Here is a 15,998-nt window from a genome sequence, read left to right on the forward strand (position 1 = left end):
ATTTGGTCCTTCTAATTACGCCAATGAGAACTTTCTTGGCTTGATTTGATTAATCTCCAAACATTTCTTGATAACTTCTTAGCAATGAGACCACCTCTCTCAACTTTTGAAGAGCCTGGTCTGACGCCTAAAAGTTTTGATACTTCTGTTGTGCTTAGTGGGGCTCCTGTTTCTATAGCTAGAGAAGTTAGTTCAAGTCTTTGACGCAGCTCATATGTATCACATTTTTCGTCTTCTTTTAACCAATTAAAGTCGGCAATACCTTTGTCAGACAATTTTTGCATAAGACCTAACGAGACTAAACCTAGCGCTTGCTCCGGATTGATTTCAGCATTTGAGTTATTGTTTTTGGGATCCTTTGGCTGAGTTGCAGACATTCTTTCGTAAAATCAATATATCTTGAATTTATCGGCTTACAATCAGCATGCAAGTCTCAATTGCTAGCTAAAAAGACAATCTTTGAGGTAGTATCTCGCGCATGACGAGATTCGCCACATTTAAAAATAATGAGAGGCGACCAGGAGGAAGTCAGAGAATTACTGGTGCAGAGGTAAATGAATATCTTGTCGATGATCCAAAGAGAGTAATAACAACTGATTCTGAAAAATCGTTAGTTGCTCGTCAAGCAAGTCATGTAAAACAAATTGAATTAAGAACATATGTATTTCTAGATTCTTTGCAACCTCAACTTGCTGCTTATATGGGTACTGCAAGTTCAGGATTTTTACCCATACCCGGTGATGCTTGTCTTTGGATGGAGGTTTCTCCTGGAATGGCTGTGCATAGGGTTACAGATATCGCACTAAAAGCCAGCAACGTTCGATTAGGGCAAATGATCGTTGAAAGGGCATTTGGATCTCTTGCTCTTTATCACCGAGATCAAAGCACAGTACTGCATTCAGGCGATGTCGTTTTAGATGCCATAGGTAGCACAATTGATAGGAGAACGGATCCGCAAGTTACTTGGACTGAGGTTATTCGCTCTATTACTCCGGACCATGCTGTTTTGATCAATCGCCAAAATAGACGTGGCTCAATGATTCAATCTGGAATGAGTATGTTCATCCTTGAGACTGAACCAGCGGGATATGTTTTGATGGCTGCGAACGAAGCAGAGAAGGCATCAAACATCACAATCGTTGATGTGAAAGGAGTTGGTGCTTTTGGAAGACTGACTTTGGCTGGGAAAGAGGGAGATGTTGAAGAGGCTGCGGCTGCGGCGATGAGATCTATTGATCAAATAAATAGAAGTTAATTATTTTTAATTCCTATAGCTTTCAAAAGGTAAGGCGCTAATTCTCTAGCGGCTTTACCTCTACTTCCATGTTTTGATAATTGTGCATTATTTAATTCCCCATAAGTGCAATTAGTTTCACGAACCCAAAATAATGATTCAAATTCACCATTGGGGTAAGCAGGCTCTTTTAAAATTTCGCCCCAGCATATTCCTATTGTGTTTTGGATTATCTCTCCACTGTTAGAGCAGAGAACCATTACGCTGCAAACTTTTGCGCTTCTGTAAGGACTATCTCCGAGAGCGGATAGGATTTTTTCTATTTTTTTTTCATTTGTTTCGGCAAGTCGTGCAGAAAAGATACCGGGAGCATTACCAAGAGAATCAATTTCAAGTCCAGAATCATCTGCAATAGTCCAACTGTTAGTTAATGCCGCTGCTGCTTTTGCTTTCAATATGGCATTTTCCAGATATGTTTTTCCGGTTTCTTCAACATCTAAATAACTAGGTTGTTTTTTAACTTCAATTGGTAGTGGCCCAAGCATTGCCTCTATCTCAGCAACTTTCTTGGGATTACCACTAGCAATGGTTATTAGTGGTTTTTTCAAATCGAATCGTTTAACTAGTCTTATATAGTCTTACAAGAAGAAGTCAAAAACAATAGTCGTTGAATCTTGTAGATGATTTTGAGACAGTTTTTGGGCGAACATTCCAACCCTGACATAGCCAGGAAGCTGTCTCGTGGGTAAAAATAACTACATGAACTTGTTTACGCAATGCAATATGAGTATGTCCTGACTGTTGATCGAACAGTGTTACTCAACTGTCGTAGCAAGGGTGATAAGCTCAGCTTATGAATAGGAGTAGAAACTGTAATCAGCGCTATTAGAGAATCCCCTTGACTAATTGCTCTTTGGCGGGCCATTGTCCCTCCTGAACATTCCATCCCTTTACAGAAATAGGACATGGCTAGCGAAACAATGGGTATTGCTCTCGGCATGATCGAGACACGCGGATTAGTACCAGCTATTGAAGCTGCTGACGCTATGACCAAGGCAGCAGAAGTGCGCTTGATTGGTCGTGAGTTTGTTGGTGGTGGTTACGTAACAGTTTTGGTTCGCGGAGAAACTGGTGCTGTAAACGCAGCAGTTCGTGCAGGCGCAGACGCTTGTGAGCGTGTAGGTGACGGACTCGTTGCAGCTCACATCATTGCTCGTCCTCATCGTGAAGTTGAGCCAGCTCTGGGCAACGGTAACTTCTTAGGTCAGAAGGACTGATTTTTGATTAAGTCCTAAGAGGAGAGGACTTTTCAAATTTTCAACCTTCTAACTAATTAACAGGAGCTATCAATGGCTAAAAAGTATGATGCTGGAGTTAAGGAGTATAGAGATACTTACTTCACTCCTGATTACGTCCCCCTAGATACTGATCTACTTGCATGTTTTAAATGCACAGGTCAGGAAGGTGTACCAAAGGAAGAGGTTGCAGCAGCTGTTGCGGCTGAATCATCTACAGGTACATGGTCAACAGTTTGGTCAGAATTACTTGTAGATCTTGAATTCTACAAAGGCCGCTGTTACCGCATTGAAGATGTCCCTGGAGACAAGGATGCCTTCTATGCATTTATTGCCTATCCCTTAGATCTTTTTGAAGAAGGATCTATAACTAACGTTTTGACATCACTTGTTGGAAACGTCTTTGGTTTTAAAGCCCTGCGTCATCTTCGTCTTGAAGATATTCGCTTCCCAATGGCATTTATCAAGACCTGCGGCGGACCACCTAGTGGAATCGTAGTTGAACGTGATCGTCTTAATAAATACGGTCGTCCATTACTTGGTTGTACTATTAAGCCAAAACTTGGTCTTTCAGGTAAAAACTACGGTCGTGTTGTTTACGAATGCCTTCGTGGTGGTCTTGATCTAACAAAAGATGATGAGAATATCAATTCTCAGCCATTCCAGCGTTGGAGAGAGCGTTTTGAATTTGTTGCTGAAGCTGTAAAGCTAGCTCAACAGGAAACTGGTGAAGTTAAAGGTCACTACCTGAATTGCACAGCAACTACTCCTGAAGAGATGTATAAGCGTGCTGAGTTCGCTAAAGAACTTGATATGCCAATCATCATGCATGACTACATAACTGGTGGTTTTACTGCTAATACAGGTCTTGCTAATTGGTGCCGTGAAAATGGCATGCTTCTTCATATTCACCGTGCTATGCATGCGGTTATCGACCGTCATCCTCAGCATGGTATCCACTTCAGAGTTCTTGCTAAGTGTTTGCGTCTATCTGGCGGAGATCAACTTCATACAGGAACAGTTGTTGGAAAACTAGAAGGAGATCGTCAAACAACTCTTGGTTATATCGATAACCTACGTGAATCCTTTGTTCCTGAAGACCGTACTCGCGGTAACTTCTTTGATCAAGATTGGGGTTCTATGCCTGGTGTATTTGCTGTGGCATCTGGTGGTATTCATGTTTGGCATATGCCAGCATTGCTTGCAATATTTGGGGATGATTCATGTCTCCAGTTTGGAGGCGGTACACATGGACACCCTTGGGGATCAGCTGCTGGTGCAGCCGCTAACCGAGTAGCTCTAGAGGCTTGTGTTAAAGCGCGTAATGCAGGTAGAGAAATCGAAAAAGAAAGTCGCGATATCCTTCTAGAAGCTGCAAAGCATAGCCCTGAATTGGCAATTGCTCTTGAGACATGGAAGGAGATTAAGTTCGAATTCGATACAGTCGATAAACTCGACGTTCAGTAGTAAAGATATAGAGGTGACATTTTAAGTTGCCTCTAACTTTCTTAAATTCACTAGTCGATATTTAAATCGACTTTCACTCATTCACTAACTTAAGTTCACCATGCCTTTCCAGAGCACAGTAGGTGACTATCAAACAGTCGCCACCCTGGAAACATTCGGCTTCTTACCGCCGATGACCCAGGACGAAATCTACGATCAAATCGCTTATATCATTGCTCAGGGTTGGAGCCCAGTTATTGAGCATGTTCAACCAAGTGGTTCAATGCAGACCTATTGGTCTTATTGGAAATTACCTTTCTTTGGTGAGAAAGATTTAAATTTGGTTGTTAGCGAGTTAGAAGCTTGTCATAGAGCATATCCTGATCATCATGTTCGTATCGTTGGATATGACGCATATACACAAAGTCAAGGTACTTGCTTTGTGGTTTTCCAAGGCCGCTAAATAAGTAGGCTTTGATATAATTAGCCTCAAAATTTTTGGGGCTAATAATTCTTTAGAGAATTTAAAATTATTTTTTTGTAACCTCTCCATTGGGTTGATATGGCAAAACAAACAAGTCGACAATTAGTTCTTGAACGCCGCCAGGCTCTCAGTCAAGGAGGCAAAAATGCATCTATTAAAGGCTCTACGGCTAATAGAGTGCGTTCTTCTGGTGATGCGAGAGCTACGAGGACAAATTCTGGTTTTGTGAAACCCAATAAATCTATGACTAATTCAAATAATTCTTCCTCTCAATTAAGTACTAGTAGTTTTCAATTAAGTACTTCTGGGAGTTCAAGTAGTTCAAGATCATATAGAAATTCCGTAGCACAACCAAGTCGTCAACTTGTTATTGCTAGACGAGAGGCATTATCTCGTAGAGGCAAATCTGCTGATAATACAAAAGATATAACTCGTGTTGAGCTTGAAAGGAAAAAGGTTCAGAGTGCTCCTTCTTCTCAGGCGAAAAAGTCTGAACATTGTTGCCCGGAGTGTGAGCAAAAATCGTTAGAAGAAACCATTAATAGAACTTCAAAGCCTGAAATCAGCTTGAAATTAAATAAGAGAACAACTGATCACCGTTCAACTGTTAAAAGAAAAGCAATTACTAATTCAAGTAGAGCTTTTGTGCTGGCTAGAAGAGAAGCTTTATCAAAGCACGGTAAATCTGCTGGGAAACAACCAACAACAGCTGCATCAGTTGCTCGACAAGGTAATCCAGATTTGACAACTAAGGAAATAGCTCAAAGAGTAAGAGAACTTAAAAGTAAAACTGGTGCCACTGGATCAAAACGTACTTCAGTAACTCGTCCTTGTGGTCCAAATAAAAATGGTGCGAAGCAAAATGCTAGTGCTCCTGATGCTCATTGGAAAGTGGGAATGAGTGAGACCGCAACTGGTCAACTTGTTACTGGAACTCAGGCAAACAGATCTATAAAAACTACCGGTAATGAAGCAAGTACTTGTCGTTCAATAACTGGTACTCAGTATCTTGGTTCAGAAGTTATTGATTCTTTCTGTAATGGATCTAATACACCTATAAGTCAGCCTGCAAAAGTAGCAGTTACAAGTACTAGTCATGGAAATCTTGTGACTGGTAACGAAGTAGGTAGATCAGAGAAGGTTACAGGTGACGAGCCTGGAACTTGTAAAAACCTTACTGGTACTGAATATATATCAGCTAATCAATCTAATAATTATTGCGGAGGAGTTAACCCTTCTCCTTCAAAAATTGGCTATAGCCAGACTATTGATGGTCAAAAAGTCAGCGGAACAATGACAGGTAGGTCAGCATTGGTTACTGGAAATGAAGCTGGATCAAATAAAGGTTTAACTGGTGATCAGTATTTAGGTTCTGATCCACTACCTTCTGGTAGACCAGCAGAAAAGGTTGGTTCACTAACTACAATTCGTGGGAACGGTGTAACTGGTACTGATGTCTCGAGAAGAGATAATGTCACTGGCAATGAGGCTGGTAGTTGCAAGAATGTGACTGGAGATGAGTATGTAGGCGCTGGACAATTTGATTCTTTTTGTGGCACTAAGCCTGCTCCTGATCCAGCAAAAGTTGGTTTGAGTGTTACTAATAAAACTCAAAAAGTTAGTGGAACCATGACAGGTAGATCTCCTCTAGTAACAGGAGATGAACCTGGAACTTGTAAAGCAGTTACAGGTACACCCTATGCAGGATTAGATCAAGCAAATCAATGGTGTGATAATTCTGCGTCATCTGAGATTGAGGCTAGAACCCCTAGGCAACTTGGTACCCCTGCAGCAAGATTGACTGGTCAGCAACCTGGCATAGGTGGAAAGATGACAGGTGCTCATAAGGGTGCGTGTGAACCTCTTACAGGAACTCCTTATATAGGAGGAGATCAATTGACAGACAATTGTGGAGTTTCAAATATTCCTGATGGTTATGCGCAGCAAGAAAATCCTGAAAAAGCAGCTGCATGGACAAGTTTTAGTGTGAAATCCCCTGCCAGACAGGCTCATATTCAAAATGAAATCAACGCAGGTGTTACAGGTACTAGCTACGAAGATAGCTCAAGAATAACTGGCCCATTTGATATGGCTGCAAACAAAGTGACAGGTACCGAACAATTTCGTTTTGATAGAAAACCATCAAATTCTCAGCAAAATAAAGTTGATCAAATAGTTAATGAAGAATCTAAGCAACGCCCAACCTCACAAATAACAGGAGAAGGACAATCCTCTGGTTTGAATATAACTGGTGATGATTGGGCTAGAGGAGAGCATGTCACTGGGACAGAGGGGGCATCTGCTAAACGTAGAAATCCTTCTCGTCCAGGACCTATGAGTGCAATGAACGCAGCTGAATTGAAAAGGAACCAAGAGGTTCCCGAACCAGACTTCTTAATCACTGGTTCTAGTGGTAATACAAGGGATGGCCAACTGGTTACTTTCTCTGGTGGAGCAAGAGGTTAAATAGTCAATGGCCTATCGTAATTTGGCCAAGAAATCTCGTAGTGGGCCTACAGCTCCTATGAAGAGATTTAAAGACCTAGAGACCCAGAACTTGAATTCTAGAGTTATTAAAACCACTAATTCTTTTTCTGATGAAATAAAAAATATTAGCTCTTTATCCACTGATCATCCATTAACCAATTCTCTAGAAAATCAGAAGTTAAATCAATACGAAAATAAGGTTAAAGATCGATTTGATAATATCGTCCCTCTTTTGAAAAGAGTCTCTAGTCTTCAAAATGATTTGAATTTTGTGGAAAGAGCACAAAGTTTATGTCAAGCAGAATTAGGTTATGAATTGCCACAACATATACTTGAAAAGGCTTGGGTTGGAAGTGTTGACATAAGTGCATTGTTTGCATGGTGTGTTTTTCAATCACACCAATTGACTAGTAATGAATTTTTTGATTCAGATCCAATGGAGGGATCTGAGAATAGTCAATATGCCAAATCTTTTCAGTCTTTCCTTTATCAATGTGGCTTTCATCTTTTAGATATAACTCCTTGTGCTGATGGTCGATTAGCTCATGCAATCTCTTATGCATTACGTATACCTTTTAGTTCTGTTAGGAGGCGTTCTCATGCAGGTGCACTATTTGATATCGAAAAAACAGTTAATCGTTGGATTAAAACTGAACATAGTAGATATAGAGAGTCAACTCCTAATTCTGCAACTGAGCCAACAAGATATTTAAAATCAGTAATTTATCATTTTAGTTCTGTTGACCCTACACACCAAGGATGTGCTGCTCATGGTAGCAATGATGAGTTAGCAGCATCAGAAGGCTTACAGCGATTATTAGATTTTAGAGAAGCAGTCGAAAATAGTTTTTGTTGTGGTGCATCCGTTGATTTGCTTTTAATTGGTATTGACACAGATACAGACGCTATAAGAATTCATACTCCTTCCAAAATTAATGAAGTTGATTTGAAATCATGGGTTTGTGCAAATGAAATATACAAAGAGACTCAATTTCTAAATGCCGAGGAGGCTCTTCAAAAAATCCAAGAAAATGTCAAAAGTGTTTGTCCTGGAGAAACCGATCCGAATATGGTCAAATTTATCACAAAGCTTATTTCAAATAATATTTCTCAAATTGACTATGTGAAGAATTTTCATTCCGGAAGCTATCAAGATGCAGGTCATGCTGAAAGGTTTATTGGTGTGGGTATTGGTTTTAAAGAAGTTCATTTAAGGAATCTTACTTATTTTGCTCATTTGGAGACTGTTGAACAAGGAGCTCCTGATCTCGACGTCGGAGTAAAAATTTTTACAGGTCTCAATATCTCTAAGAGTTTGCCAATCCCTATTGTCATTCGCTTTGATTACTCAGGTAGTGTTCCTCATGCAAGAAATAGAGCATTATCTGATTGTCATAGAATTAACCAGGCTATTAAGTCTCGTTATCGAGATTTAATAGATGATGGTTCACTACACACATTTCTTACTATTCGAGATCGAGATAAAAAGGCTCCTGCAGAAGTTGTAGGTTCTTCCCTCGATCCAGTCACTCAGGAGGCTCACTAAATGCTCATTTGTAAAGTTCTCAAACCACTTGTTTCAACCAATCGTATCCCAGGCTTTGAACATAAGCATTTACAGGTTGTATTAGATGGTAGCTCAAAAAAAGTTGCTGTTGATGCTGTTGGATGTAAACCAGATGATTGGGTGATATGTGTAGGAAGCTCTGCCGCTCGCGAAGCTGCTGGAAGTAAGTCTTATCCAAGTGATTTAACCATTGTTGGGATTATTGATCATTGGGATCCAGAGACTCAACAACAGATTCCAGGAGGAGCAAAATAATGGAGATCATGCAAGTTATGGGACGGTTGGTATGTTCACAGAGAGTGGAAGGTTTAGGACATATGCATTTAAGAATATTGTGCAATAACAAAGGTAAAAGACTTGTGGCTGTTGACCCTGTCGGTGCGCGAGAAGGTAATTGGGTTTTTACCGCAACAGGGACCGCTGCGAGGTGGGGATGTCCAAATCCAAATATTCAAACTGATTTAACCATTGGTGGGATTATTGATAATTGGTCACCTGATGATTAGTTTCAGTACTATTCAATAAAGCTTAATTTTATAAATTCCTAAACTATGACTAACTCTTCAAATCGTCGACCAAAAAGTAGTAATAAAACTATTAAGCCTAAAGATCAAGTAGTTGATATTACTCCGATCAATTCAACTACTCAAACAAAAACTTCTTCGAAGATACAGTCTTCCTCAACCGGAAAAACATCTAGTACTAAAAATATTCCTAGCGGTAAAAATCTATCTAATGGCTCTAGAGGTGCTGCTTCAACTAAAAAAACAATCGGAAACGATAAAGGTTTTGAGAGTAATTCAAACGCTGGTATTGCATTAGGAATGATAGAGACTCGTGGATTGGTACCAGCAATTGAAGCGGCCGATGCAATGACGAAAGCTGCGGAAGTTAATTTGATCGTTAAGGAACTCGTTGGTGGGGGATATGTAACAGTAATGGTTCGTGGTGAGACTGGTGCTGTAAATGCTTCAGTGAGAGCAGGTGCTGATGCATGTGAGCGTGTTGGAGATGGTTTAGTTTCTGCGCATATTATTGCCCGACCTCATGTTGAGGTTGAGCCAGTATTAAGAGGAAGTGGAGCAAAAAGGAGAAGTTAAGTAGTTTTTGATTTATAAATTATTTCTTGAATTAATTCACCGTGTAGTAGCTTTTATAAAAGATAAGTATTTTTCATGGAAGGGTGGAGGCAAAAAAAAAGACCAGAGTGTCTAGAAAAAAGGTTTGAATTTCAATCTTATGAAAAAAATAGAGATTTTCTTGATGCGCTAGGTGACTTTTGCGAGAAGGTCAATCGCTTCCCCGATATTAGTTTTGGGAAGACTTATGCAAATATCACTATCAGGCCTGTAGAAAATAATGAGAAAGAGGAAATATCAAAAGATGATCATGATTTCGCAAGCGAAATAGATTTTTTAAATAAACAACAAGAAAATTAATCTTCGTCTTTTGGTTGCTCTAGATCTCTTTTGATTAATGCCATTAGATAAGAGGGAGTTTTATATCTTCCTGGTAAGCAGCGATTAAGAGTCTCTAGGTGGCTCCAGCAAACAGTTCTTTGAATTTGATCAGCGGTACGTCCTTGTTGCAAAAGCCTCCTGAGTGCTTTGCAGTAAAGCGGGTATCCTGCTTCTAGTTCGCCAATAGTCAACTTGGCAGTGGACATTGTTTATCGCTAATCAATTATTAATTTAGACAATAATGGGGCCACTTAGCAAAGTGGCAAGGTCCAAATTAGTCACAAAGTTGTTTTTAGCTGCTTTTCTCTACCCAGGCTATGCAATCTATCTCGATTTTTCCTCCTTTAGGAAGATTTGAAACTTCAACGCATGCTCTTGCGGGGCTTACTATTTCGCCAAAAGTTTCTGCATATATGTCATTTACTTTTGTGAAGTCATTTAAATCTGTCAAATATATGGTTGTTCTTATTACATTTGAATTTTCTCCACCCGCCGCTTCAATTACAGCCATTAAATTTTTTAGAACTTGCCTAGTCTCTTCTTCGATATTTCCATTACCGATCATTACGCCGGTTTCAGGGTCTAAAGCAATTTGTCCTGAGCAATACAACCAATTTCCAACTAAAACAGCTTGGTTGTAGGGGCCAACGGGTTTAGGCGCAAATTTTGTTTCGATTGGTTTTATCGCTGAACTTTTCATGAATGATTTGGTTTGGGTTAATAAAATTGGTATACAAATCAGAATTTAACATTTCCAGCTATCTTTGTGTCTTCTTAATATTGTAAATTCTTCGACATTTTTTGCTCTTAAAAACAAATTTGTTTTTCTTTCTTCTGAAATTGTTGAAGGGAGACTGGGAATCCCTCTCTGTCGTTGTTTGTGGACAATTTTTAATCTTTCGATAATAGAAATATCGTTAGACTTTAATGTTAATGCCCACTTTAAGTTGTTTTCAGTATATTCATGTGCAGAATATATCTTAGTGTTTTCTGGAAGAGAATTAAGTTTATATAAACTTTCAAACATTTGAGAAGGTGTACCTTCTAATAGGCGACCACAACCACCTCCAAAAAGTGTGTCTCCAGGAAATAATATATTATATTTAGTATTTCCATTTGATACATAAAAAGCTAGATGGTTGTTAGTATGACCATGCACTTCAATTACTTTAATCTTGCTATCCATTAAGTAAAAAATATCATTATCATCAACTGAAAATGTTTGAAAAGGAATTCTTTTAAGTTCTTTTTTTGCTGCAATTACCTTTGCATTTGGCCATCTTTTAATTAACTTCTGTGTTCCACCAATATGGTCATCATGATGATGTGTTTGAAGGATTGCCTCCAACGATAGGTTCTTATCTAAAAGCCATTTCTCTACTGGTCTCGAGATGGAGGGATCTACTACAACTGCATTGCAATTGTGGACCCATACCCATACGATATTGTCCTGTAAGACAGTAATTGGGTGAATAGTGAATTCGCTTTCTTTCTCTAACATTGTTTATTTAGGTGCTGTAATAGTTAGATTGCACTTCAATAGTTTTTGACATGTTTACTGTTGCATTAGCTAAAGGTGCCTTATTGCAGGAATCAGTCTCAATGTTTTCTAACGTTGGGCTTGATTTTTCTGCTGTTTTAGAAGATAGCAATCGGCAATTGATGGTTCCCTCAGTATGTGGCCGTGCTAAAGCTCTTTTAGTTCGAAACAGTGATGTTCCTGTTTATGTATCTTATGGGCAGGCGCAACTAGGCATAGTGGGTTTTGACGTATTACAAGAGCAGAAATTGCAAGTATCTAATTTAGTAGATCTTGGTTTTGGTGCTTGTCATATGTCTGTTGCAGTTAAATCGAAAAGTGGTTACTTTAGTGCTTCTGACTTGCCTCCAAACTGTCGAGTGGCAAGTAAATTCACAAATTGCGCAAAGAGTTTTTTTGAACAAATAGATTTGCCTGTTCAATTGGTTCATTTGAGTGGATCGGTTGAATTAGGACCTATTACTGGTATGGCCGAAGCAATTGTCGATTTAGTCGCAACTGGTCGTACTCTTAGAGATAATGGACTTATAGAAATTGAAGAACTTTTTAAATCAAGCGCTCGTCTTGTTGGTCATCCACTCTCCCTAAGGCTAGATAGAGGCCCTCTTCAAGAAATTATTGATTCAATTCAAATCCAATCTCAGACCAAACACTTTTCTGATGGCAAAAAATGATTTTCGTAGAGTTAAGAAACTTGGAAAGTATTTAAAAAAAGAAAAAAAACGTTTAATTCTAATACTTTTAATTTTAATACCTGTTGCATTAGCTGGTGCAATTCAACCTCTTCTCGTGGGGCAAGCAATTTCTGTTTTAAGAGGGGAGGATACGATATCCTTTTTTGATAAACTTTCTAATGAATTATCAATTCGTTTAATAATAGGTACATTATTCATAACAGTATTACTTAGACTTGGATTACAAGGTTTTCAGTCATACAATATTCAGTCTGTAGGACAGAGATTAACTGCTCGAATTAGGGATGATTTGTTTTCTCATTCCATGTCTTTGTCATTGCGTTTTCATGACAAAATGCCTGTTGGTAAATTGCTGACAAGATTAACTAGCGATGTTGATGCATTGTCAGAAGTATTTGGAAGTGGGGCTGTTGGTGTGTTGGCTGATTTTGTAAGTCTTTTAGTTATATCAGTCACTATGATTTTAATTGAATGGAGACTAGGCTTTCTCCTTTTATTTATCCAAATACCTGTTACGTTGTTTATTCTTTGGTTACAAAAACGTTATCGAAAACAAAATTATAAAGTTAGAGAGGAACTATCCCAGTTGAATGCAGATTTTCAGGAAAACCTCCAAGGACTTGAAGTTGTTCAAATGTTTAGAAGGCAAACTTTAAATGGTCAAAAATTTTTCAAAACTGGAACTAATTATAAAAATGCAGTTAACGGAACAATTTTTTATGACAGTAGTATTTCCGCCTTTATTGAATGGATTTCATTGGCTGCAGTCGCTTTAGTTATTTCTTTGGGAGGTTACATGGTTACAGCAGGAGCTATGGGATTAGGAACTCTCACTACATTCATTTTATATTCACAAAGACTATTTGAACCTTTAAGGCAATTGGCAGAGAGATTTACACAAATACAGGGAGGATTAACAGCGGTTGAAAGAATTAGTGAATTGCTTGAGAAAAAAATCGAAATTCATGATCAAATTTCTCAGAAAGTAGAAAATATAAAAACAACAAATTTGTATAAAAATGTTTCTGGAGAAGTTTTATTTGAAAATGTAAGTTTTTTCTACAGAGAAGATGAACCTATAATAAATGATTTAAGTTTTAAAATTAAGCCAGGTGAACACGTTGCTCTTGTTGGTCCAACAGGATCAGGTAAGACAACTTTAATTAGATTATTATGTAGGCTTTACGAACCTCAAAAGGGTAATATATATATTGATGGACTAAACATTAAAAATATACCCATCCAATCATTAAGGAAACAGCTTGGAGTTGTACTTCAGGATACTTTCCTATTTAGTGGCAACGTTGCAGATAATCTTCGTTTAGATTTATCAGTGAATAATCAACGTTTAAAAGATATATGTAGTGAATTAGGACTTGATAATTTATTGAGAAAATTACCAAATGGATTAGATACTTATATCAGAGAAAGAGGAGGTAATCTCTCTTCAGGAGAAAGACAGCTTTTATCTATTGCACGTCTTGCAATAAGAGATCCAAAAGTATTAATTATGGACGAAGCTACTGCTTTTATGGATCCTTCAACAGAGGCAACTTTGCAAAGAGATCTTGATAGATTATTAGAGAAAAGAACAGCTCTTGTTATAGCCCATCGACTAGCGACAATAGAATCTTCTGATCGAATTCTTGTAATGAGAAAAGGAAAGCTAATAGAGCAAGGCACACATGAAGAATTGAGGGCTTTAGGCGGACTTTATTCGCAACTTGCTGATTTACAAGAAAAAGGCCTGACTACCATCTAATTTGTACAAATTTATGATTAATTTAGGATCAAAAAGACTAGGAATGCCTGGGTGGAGAAACGAAAATATTCTTTCTGAAGAAACTTTAAGAAATTTATATGGAAAACAGGCTCTTCAATATTTTAATCAAAAGAATCCAGCCCTCTTCGTTTTTACAGATACAAAACCTTTTGATTTAATTGAGCTTGAGCAACTTCTTCAAGCAGTTGGCTGGGGAAGAAGGCCATTGAGGAGAGTAAAAAGAGCTCTTGATAATAGCTTGCTTAAGGTTGGTTTATGGCAACATGATCCTAAATTTCCAAGATTGATTGGATTCGCAAGATGCACTGGAGATGGAGTTATTGATGCAACAATATGGGACGTAGCTATCAACCCAGTTTATCAAGGTTATGGATTAGGTAAACAACTTATGTCATATTTAATGAAGAGTTTAAAAAGAGAAGGTATAAGTAGAGTAACTTTATTTGCTGATTCTGATGTTATTACTTTTTATAAGAGGCAGGGTTGGACCTTAGAGCCAAACGGTAATAAATGTGCTTTTTGGTATTCAAATTGATGGTTGAATTAGTATTATAAAATTATGTATAGTATTCTTTTGATAAGTTGTTTATATCATAACCTTGCCTCCATTTTTTTCTTAATTTAGCATTTTTAAATGCACGTTTAATTATATTTGAATTTGACCATTTTATATCATCAGTATATATATTTTCTCTAATACGTTTTACTTTTGTTATTTTAGTAACTCTGGATATTAAATCGACATCTTCCATTATCTTTAAAGAAGAGAAACCTCCTGAAAGATAATAAAGATCTTTATGCATTAATAAGCCTTGATCTCCATAAGGTCTTTGCAAGAAATGACTTCTAAGAGCGACTGCTATTTCTAAAATCCTGAATTCTAAACTATCTTTTTTGAGTCTAAAATCAAAATACCATGCAAAATTTTTTGATGTTTTGTTTTTTAATATCTTTAATAAGCTCTTCACCCATGTTGGGTCTAATCTGCTGTCGGCGTGTAGAAATAAAAGCCATTCTCCTTTTGCATTTGAAGCACCAGTTTTTAATTGGTATCCTCTATTCTGTTTAGGGCTTTTTATTATATTTATTCCTTGTATTTGTGCAATTGAAATAGTTAAATCTACACTCCCACCATCAACTATCGTTAAGTTAAAGTTGTATGGCCATGCATTTAAATCCGCGAAGAGAAGTGGAATATGAGTGGCTTCATTTAAAGTTGGTATGATGATGCTGAGAGTTGGAATTTTTTGTAATCTATCCATGGTGATAAATCTATAATACTATCCAGATCATTTTTAGTTTGAAGAAGTTGATAATCTACTTGATTAAAGGAAGCTAATCGAGTTGTCTGTTTTAGGACTTTATCTGTTCCCCAATCTATACCAGAAAATGGCCAGGTACATAAAGGATTTATAAGTTTATTTGATAGTCCAATAAGCCAATATCCACCGTCAATTGAAGGGCCTAAAACCATTTCTTTATTATTCAGTATCTGTATTGCTTGTATTAAGTCAAAATGTGAGATTGATGGTAAATCAGTTCCAATTAGTAAAATGGGATTACGAATTTTATGAGTAATAGTTTTTTCAAAATGAGTCTTTAAAAACTGTCTTTTCATTTTGGTCCCTAGATTACCTGGCCCTTGAAGCGCAACTGTTTTGATTTTGTTTGATTTTGCCCATTTTTTTGCGGCCTGAATACCAATTCCATCGATGGCAACTTTGATATCTGCAAGACCTTCTTTTTGAATTTGTTTGGCTACACCAATTGTATGATTCGTTAGTTTCTCTTGGACCTTGGCTGCTTTATAGGCTCCTATATCTTTTGATAAACGACTTTTACATCTAAATGTGGCATGCCATCTTGTCATTAAAACAATAGTTGGAATGTTATTTTTATTTGATTTTTTTGTAGTTGCTGTTTTCGTTCTTTCTAGTTGCATAGTTATTAATTTCAGATTCTTCTATGTTTGTGAAGCTTAAGTTACTATTCATTGCATCTGATTAA

21 protein-coding genes are annotated in these 15,998 nt (G+C 37.6%); 13 read left to right on the top strand and 8 right to left on the bottom strand.

The features are described 5' to 3' along the window. Positions 1 to 11 precede the first annotated feature (11 nt). The gene (locus O5633_RS11550; protein ID WP_269609926.1) at positions 12 to 377 is read right to left on the bottom strand and encodes a hypothetical protein; all 366 of its coding nucleotides are present in this window, start codon (positions 375 to 377) and stop codon (positions 12 to 14) included. A gap of 101 nt (positions 378 to 478) precedes the next feature. Between O5633_RS11550 and O5633_RS11555 the strand changes: the two genes are divergently transcribed. Next, on the top strand, positions 479 to 1,255 hold the full coding sequence (locus tag O5633_RS11555; protein WP_269609927.1) for a BMC domain-containing protein: 777 nt from the start codon (positions 479 to 481) through the stop codon (positions 1,253 to 1,255). On the opposite strand, the gene O5633_RS11560 is transcribed toward O5633_RS11555, so the two are convergent. Beyond that, on the bottom strand, positions 1,252 to 1,842 hold the full coding sequence (locus O5633_RS11560) for a non-canonical purine NTP pyrophosphatase (protein WP_269609928.1): 591 nt from the start codon (positions 1,840 to 1,842) through the stop codon (positions 1,252 to 1,254). The two genes, O5633_RS11555 and O5633_RS11560, sit on opposite strands and share 4 nt — an antisense overlap. A gap of 161 nt (positions 1,843 to 2,003) precedes the next feature. Further along, positions 2,004 to 2,234: a hypothetical protein gene (locus tag O5633_RS11565; RefSeq protein ID WP_269611373.1), complete on the bottom strand. Its 231-nt coding sequence runs from the start codon at positions 2,232 to 2,234 to the stop codon at positions 2,004 to 2,006. Here O5633_RS11565 and O5633_RS11570 point away from each other — a divergent pair. The 9 genes from O5633_RS11570 to O5633_RS11610 all read left to right on the top strand — a co-directional run bounded on the left by O5633_RS11570 (position 2,200) and on the right by O5633_RS11610 (position 9,952). After that, complete coding sequence (locus tag O5633_RS11570; protein WP_011130577.1) at positions 2,200 to 2,511, top strand: BMC domain-containing protein; 312 nt, start codon at positions 2,200 to 2,202, stop codon at positions 2,509 to 2,511. The genes O5633_RS11565 and O5633_RS11570 overlap by 35 nt on opposite strands. A 72-nt stretch (positions 2,512 to 2,583) precedes the next feature. After that, on the top strand, positions 2,584 to 3,996 hold the full coding sequence (locus O5633_RS11575; protein WP_011294510.1) for a form I ribulose bisphosphate carboxylase large subunit: 1,413 nt from the start codon (positions 2,584 to 2,586) through the stop codon (positions 3,994 to 3,996). A 100-nt stretch (positions 3,997 to 4,096) separates the two neighbouring features. Beyond that, the gene (locus O5633_RS11580) at positions 4,097 to 4,438 is read left to right on the top strand and encodes a ribulose bisphosphate carboxylase small subunit (protein ID WP_011294511.1); all 342 of its coding nucleotides are present in this window, start codon (positions 4,097 to 4,099) and stop codon (positions 4,436 to 4,438) included. Positions 4,439 to 4,537: 99 nt separating this feature from the next. Continuing rightward, positions 4,538 to 6,925: a CsoS2 family carboxysome shell protein gene (locus O5633_RS11585; protein ID WP_269609929.1), complete on the top strand. Its 2,388-nt coding sequence runs from the start codon at positions 4,538 to 4,540 to the stop codon at positions 6,923 to 6,925. 7 nt (positions 6,926 to 6,932) lie between these two features. Beyond that, complete coding sequence (locus tag O5633_RS11590; RefSeq protein WP_269609930.1) at positions 6,933 to 8,492, top strand: carboxysome shell carbonic anhydrase; 1,560 nt, start codon at positions 6,933 to 6,935, stop codon at positions 8,490 to 8,492. Next, entirely contained in the window at positions 8,493 to 8,768 is a 276-nt protein-coding gene (locus O5633_RS11595) for a carboxysome peptide A (RefSeq protein WP_269609931.1), read from the top strand. Then, complete coding sequence (locus O5633_RS11600; protein ID WP_269609932.1) at positions 8,768 to 9,019, top strand: carboxysome peptide B; 252 nt, start codon at positions 8,768 to 8,770, stop codon at positions 9,017 to 9,019. The genes O5633_RS11595 and O5633_RS11600 overlap by 1 nt, the downstream gene beginning before the upstream one ends. 45 nt (positions 9,020 to 9,064) lie before the next feature. After that, a complete protein-coding gene (locus O5633_RS11605) occupies positions 9,065 to 9,613 on the top strand; it encodes a BMC domain-containing protein (protein ID WP_269609934.1) in 549 nt (182 codons plus the stop codon). Between the two features lie 75 nt (positions 9,614 to 9,688). Then, positions 9,689 to 9,952, top strand: a complete 264-nt coding sequence (locus tag O5633_RS11610) for a 4a-hydroxytetrahydrobiopterin dehydratase (RefSeq protein WP_269609935.1) — start codon at positions 9,689 to 9,691, stop codon at positions 9,950 to 9,952. Here the strand turns inward: O5633_RS11610 and O5633_RS11615 are convergent. The 3 genes from O5633_RS11615 to gloB form a co-directional block, all read right to left on the bottom strand. Continuing rightward, a complete protein-coding gene (locus tag O5633_RS11615) occupies positions 9,949 to 10,179 on the bottom strand; it encodes a DUF3136 domain-containing protein (protein ID WP_269609936.1) in 231 nt (76 codons plus the stop codon). The two genes, O5633_RS11610 and O5633_RS11615, sit on opposite strands and share 4 nt — an antisense overlap. 86 nt (positions 10,180 to 10,265) lie before the next feature. After that, entirely contained in the window at positions 10,266 to 10,673 is a 408-nt protein-coding gene (locus O5633_RS11620) for a RidA family protein (protein ID WP_269609937.1), read from the bottom strand. Positions 10,674 to 10,718: 45 nt separating this feature from the next. After that, complete coding sequence (gene gloB / locus O5633_RS11625; RefSeq protein WP_269609938.1) at positions 10,719 to 11,474, bottom strand: hydroxyacylglutathione hydrolase; 756 nt, start codon at positions 11,472 to 11,474, stop codon at positions 10,719 to 10,721. A gap of 50 nt (positions 11,475 to 11,524) precedes the next feature. Between gloB and hisG the strand changes: the two genes are divergently transcribed. The 3 genes from hisG to O5633_RS11640 are packed head-to-tail and all read left to right on the top strand — an operon-like array spanning position 11,525 to position 14,526. After that, on the top strand, positions 11,525 to 12,187 hold the full coding sequence (gene hisG, locus O5633_RS11630; RefSeq protein ID WP_269609939.1) for an ATP phosphoribosyltransferase: 663 nt from the start codon (positions 11,525 to 11,527) through the stop codon (positions 12,185 to 12,187). After that, positions 12,174 to 13,970 carry an ABC transporter ATP-binding protein gene (locus O5633_RS11635; protein ID WP_269609940.1) on the top strand — a complete coding sequence of 599 codons (1,797 nt, stop codon included), beginning with the start codon at positions 12,174 to 12,176 and terminating at the stop codon, positions 13,968 to 13,970. Before hisG ends, O5633_RS11635 begins: the two co-directional genes overlap by 14 nt. 13 nt (positions 13,971 to 13,983) lie before the next feature. Beyond that, positions 13,984 to 14,526 carry a GNAT family N-acetyltransferase gene (locus O5633_RS11640; protein WP_269609941.1) on the top strand — a complete coding sequence of 181 codons (543 nt, stop codon included), beginning with the start codon at positions 13,984 to 13,986 and terminating at the stop codon, positions 14,524 to 14,526. Positions 14,527 to 14,548: 22 nt separating this feature from the next. Here O5633_RS11640 and O5633_RS11645 read toward each other — a convergent pair whose 3' ends face one another. Beyond that, positions 14,549 to 15,253 (bottom strand): TIGR04283 family arsenosugar biosynthesis glycosyltransferase, encoded by a 705-nt coding sequence (locus O5633_RS11645; RefSeq protein WP_269609942.1) that lies wholly within the window; start codon positions 15,251 to 15,253, stop codon positions 14,549 to 14,551. Next, positions 15,202 to 15,933 carry a TIGR04282 family arsenosugar biosynthesis glycosyltransferase gene (locus O5633_RS11650; protein ID WP_269609943.1) on the bottom strand — a complete coding sequence of 244 codons (732 nt, stop codon included), beginning with the start codon at positions 15,931 to 15,933 and terminating at the stop codon, positions 15,202 to 15,204. Before O5633_RS11650 ends, O5633_RS11645 begins: the two co-directional genes overlap by 52 nt. Positions 15,934 to 15,998 lie beyond the last annotated feature (65 nt).

This window comes from Prochlorococcus marinus str. MIT 1013 (assembly GCF_027359395.1).
Classification (GTDB): Bacteria; Cyanobacteriota; Cyanobacteriia; order PCC-6307; family Cyanobiaceae; genus Prochlorococcus_B; species Prochlorococcus_B marinus_E.